A 3962-nucleotide genomic window follows, 5' to 3' on the forward strand; every position below is an offset into this window, starting at 1 on the left:
TAAAAACCAGCGAACTTTCACGGGAATGCAATTCTGCGCCAACTTTGTACACCGCTGGCAATTAAGCTGCTGACAGGGACACTTCCGGTCGAATTTACCCAAGCGATGAACTGATCGACGCTATGAGTGGGATTCATACTCTTGTAGACGGCTGCAAACCCAGAGATTTGAGCTGCAGCGAGAGATGTGCCCCAGCCTGCAAGCAAATCGGTATCTGAAACGCGTCCTGCTCCATTGACACCAATAGTATTTTCGTCTCCACCAGGCGCCAAAAAAATTGGATACGTATACTGACTTAAAGCCGCGATATTCGACTTTGTTGCGAGCGTATATCCAATTTCATCGTTCAGCACAGAAGCAGCTTTTATTGAGTATTCACTACAAGCAGGATGCGAAAGCGCAGTTTGAATCTGGTAATTTCCTGTTGATGCAATAACAGGGACGCCTGCGGTCCTAAGTTGTCGAATAAGATTTCTGATGGCGATGCTGACATTGGCATCGCAGTCGGACGGGTAACTGGCAACGGTGCCGATACTCAGATTGACAACCAGTGCTGCAGGCGAGGTGGGCGTAGTCCCGCCGGCCCTCAGAAGCACCGACGAGAGCCCTTTTTCCAAGTCGTTCAAATAATATGTTTTTTTATTATTGATGCGATCATATGAGAAAATATTTATCGAAATGAGTTGGGCGTCTGGCGCAACCCCTTGCAATATTCCGCTGGCCACGTTCGGTGATGCGCGACCCGCAGCAACCGAAGCCATTAGCGTACCATGCCCGCACCGCTGCTGATCAATCAGCTGGCATCCGATGAGATCACTGTTTGGCTCACCCGCATTTGGCGTCCCCGCTGGGCTATCACCGAACAAATCCTTGTTCGGACATATAGACTTAAAGCCTCCGGAGTTTGATCCAAAACAATCTTCGCCGACCACTTTCGTAGTGCCGTTAAAGAGAAACATCTCGTGAGTTTTTCGAATGCCGTCATCTAACACGGCAATCGCTACACCACTCCCCTTATTTCCAGAAGCCCATGCAACAGGCATGTTAATAGTCGGCATGCTCCTTTGTAGTTGCGACACACCCAGTGGGCGGTTTTCACGCAACTCCAAAATTCGCGGATCATTTTTTGCGCGGAGTCTAGACAGCTGGTCCTTGGTAAGAATCATCTGAAACGACCCAATCGAATCCCCGACAGGATCGCTTTGTGGCATTTTTATATTGGCATCAGCAAGAATTTTTGTCATGGCTTCTCGATTTGCCATTGCCTGATTTTTTCCTCCACGGGAATTCCAATTTAAATCAGGAGAGAAAAGTAACCCACCGCGCAACGAAATACTCACCTCTACCTGCCCCTCTTTTTCGGCTATATCGGATGCTCCTGCAGACCAGTAGGTGGTCCGAGGATCTTGATAGCCGATAGGCCGAATTCCTCGCACATCAGGATGATTCTGCAGGAGGAGTAGCTTTTTCTTGTTAATAGAGGTCGTTATTTTTATTGGTAGCGCATTGTCTAATATCAGGGTAGATTCGGAGTGGCCTGATTTTTGCAAATTTTCCCGGATTTTCTCAATCAGGGAATTGGCCTCAATGATCACTTCGCCAACATTTGTTATGCGTGTCGAGCCATCTTGCAATAGTTGATACTTCGCACTCTGAGTGTCAAGAATTATTTCGGCATCTACCTCTGATCTAGTGCGCAAAACTTTCCGGAGGGCTGTAAGGCTGCCATCCAGGTCCATAGCAGTAATGCGCGATTTGTCAGTGGGATCTATTGTAAAGGCCAGTGCATTCTGACTGTTTTGAAGGATGCTAATGCCTGCTGCTTTTATATACATCCCGATCTGCCCACTCTCGCTCTCCCAACTACCTTCTGTAAATGCTGCGATTCCTAATTCCGCCTTTAACGCACGTATGGCATTTGCATCTTTTTTTAAGTTATCATTTTTTTGCTCTTGCGATAATTTTTCAAGTTTCTGATGGCGTAGGGTGATCATCACTCGTACCTCGCCTTCCTCATTCACCGCATCTCTCATCCGCTTCAGGCTATCAGGATCAACAGTCGCCGCTTGCAACATTCCCATGCCAAAAGTTAGTGCAATGGCTGACATCACAGATAGCAGGTGTCGCATCTATCGCTCCAGAGAAGTTTGTGGTCTACGAAAATCGTAGCTGCCGATCCTGGGATGGCAAGTTTTAAATGAGCGAGTTCACGAGGCTACTTTGCAGGTGTTCCTTGTTCGCACCCTGCGCGTAAGTGCCAGCGCCCGATCAGGATTGAGTGGACTTGAGGCCAAGGCCGTGGCTTGGGCAGATCCGTGCAAAGGCGCTCTACGTCGCGGACAATCGCCAGAAGATCAGTGAGCTGGGTTTGTATCGCAGCAACTGAGAGCCTTCAACAGCCGGGAATTGGCATTCATGGATAAAAACACGTTCTCAAAGATGATCCCCTCGAATTCTTTTTCGAACATTCATCAAGAGTATTTGGCAGCGATGAAGTGGATGACCGATCTGGGGATTGACCTGCAGGTTGGACGCACTTCCAACTTTGAAAAGGTCATTGGCTACTGGAAGGATGCGTACCTCACCGCTTCTATCGAGGATAGCGGATCAAGCGTTCCCAGACTTTGTGAGTTCACTGCTTGAAATCGTAGAGTTCACAAGAATCCATCAGGCCTTGCAAGGGGTTGCGCCACTGCAACTGATTTCCGTGACAGAGAAGCTGAAAAAGGCCGTCAATGGCCCGATCAATGCAGCCAATGAAACCCCCAAAACCACCGCCGCACGCAACTACTTGTTCGAAGCCACGGTAGCTGCAATGGCCCATCGGCCGGCTCGCCGCGTGGAGGCGATCTTGAATGCGCGCAGCGACACCGGAATCAAGATTGAGGGACGCAAGATCTGGGTTGAATGTAAGCGCGTGACAACTGAACATGCGCTGGAGCGCAATCTGCGCAAAGCCTGCTCGCAACTTCAGGATACTTTTAATGCAGAGATTGGGTCAGGCCATCGGGGCATCATTGCGATGGACGTGTCAAAGATACTCAATCCCAAGGGAGAGCTTCTCGTTGCGAAAGACGATACCGAGTTAAAAAGGGGGCTGGTGCGCCTGCTGCAGGATTTCAGCGACAAACACTCAAACCTCTGGCAGCGTATTTATGCCGAGAAAAGCCGAAAAATCATTGGGACAGTCTTCCGGCTGTCATGCTTGGCGACATCGGAGGTAAGGAAGATGTCTGTTCAGTGCTCTCAATGGGCGGTAATCCCAAGAGCAGACGCAACAGCAGCAGATGTTCAGCTTCAGGAGCGACTGGTGGAAGCGTTGTCGCAAGATCTGTGAAGCATGTGCTGGCGCGTCACTTCACATAGCAATAGGAGTTTGCATTGCCAAAGACACTTGCTCAGATGAAGAGGCGGCTTGAAGACGCAATGACCGAGGCAAGTGCAGCGGAGGAGATCATCCCGCTGATAAAGCAGGCCATTGCTCGATTTGGATTGGAACCAGAGGATTTGTTCGACGGGGACAACACGGAGACGACCACTGCCTTGTATCGGGACGCAAATGGCAACACGTGGGGCGGGCGCGGGCGACGTCCCACCTGGTTGAGTGAAGCGCTTGCGCTCGGCAAAACGCTTGAAGACTTTCAGGTTGGCGCGGCGTTGGGGAAAACTTCTAAGTAGTTGATTTAGAAATTATTTTGTTCAAAACTTTCTGCTTTTGCCAGAAAACCGAGATCACCCCTAGTCGGGCATGACTTGATGAGAGACGGACTTGCGCGAATCGCCATCGGGAAGGCGCCTCTCTGTGGAAGGCTGTGCTGCATAGGCCTTTGTAACCCTGCGTGGCTACGCTTAGACACGGTGCTGTCAAAACTGTAATGCTGCGGTCAGCGGCATGTGGGTGCCTGATTTCTAGACTTGTCTCCGAGGTGCAAGAAGGTTGTGCCTCCTGAATTCCCACCCGG

General features: G+C 50.1%; 4 protein-coding genes. 3 read left to right on the plus strand and 1 reads right to left on the minus strand.

The window, feature by feature from the left end:
• Positions 1–17: 17 nt before the first annotated feature.
• Positions 18–2108 carry a S8 family peptidase gene (locus N4G42_RS25120; protein WP_260669130.1) on the minus strand — a complete coding sequence of 697 codons (2091 nt, stop codon included), beginning with the start codon at positions 2106–2108 and terminating at the stop codon, positions 18–20.
• Positions 2109–2415: 307 nt separating this feature from the next.
• On the opposite strand from N4G42_RS25120, the gene N4G42_RS25125 reads away from it, so the two are divergent.
• From N4G42_RS25125 to N4G42_RS25135, 3 genes are all read left to right on the plus strand, one after another.
• Complete coding sequence (locus tag N4G42_RS25125) at positions 2416–2643, plus strand: hypothetical protein (protein WP_133246254.1); 228 nt, start codon at positions 2416–2418, stop codon at positions 2641–2643.
• Between the two features lie 64 nt (positions 2644–2707).
• Positions 2708–3337, plus strand: coding sequence for a hypothetical protein (locus N4G42_RS25130; protein ID WP_260669131.1), 630 nt, complete (start codon positions 2708–2710; stop codon positions 3335–3337).
• A 44-nt stretch (positions 3338–3381) separates the two neighbouring features.
• A complete protein-coding gene (locus tag N4G42_RS25135; RefSeq protein ID WP_133246256.1) occupies positions 3382–3678 on the plus strand; it encodes an H-NS family nucleoid-associated regulatory protein in 297 nt (98 codons plus the stop codon).
• Positions 3679–3962 lie beyond the last annotated feature (284 nt).

The organism is Acidovorax sp. K2F (assembly GCF_025246485.1).
Lineage (GTDB): Bacteria > Pseudomonadota > Gammaproteobacteria > Burkholderiales > Burkholderiaceae_C > Acidovorax > Acidovorax delafieldii.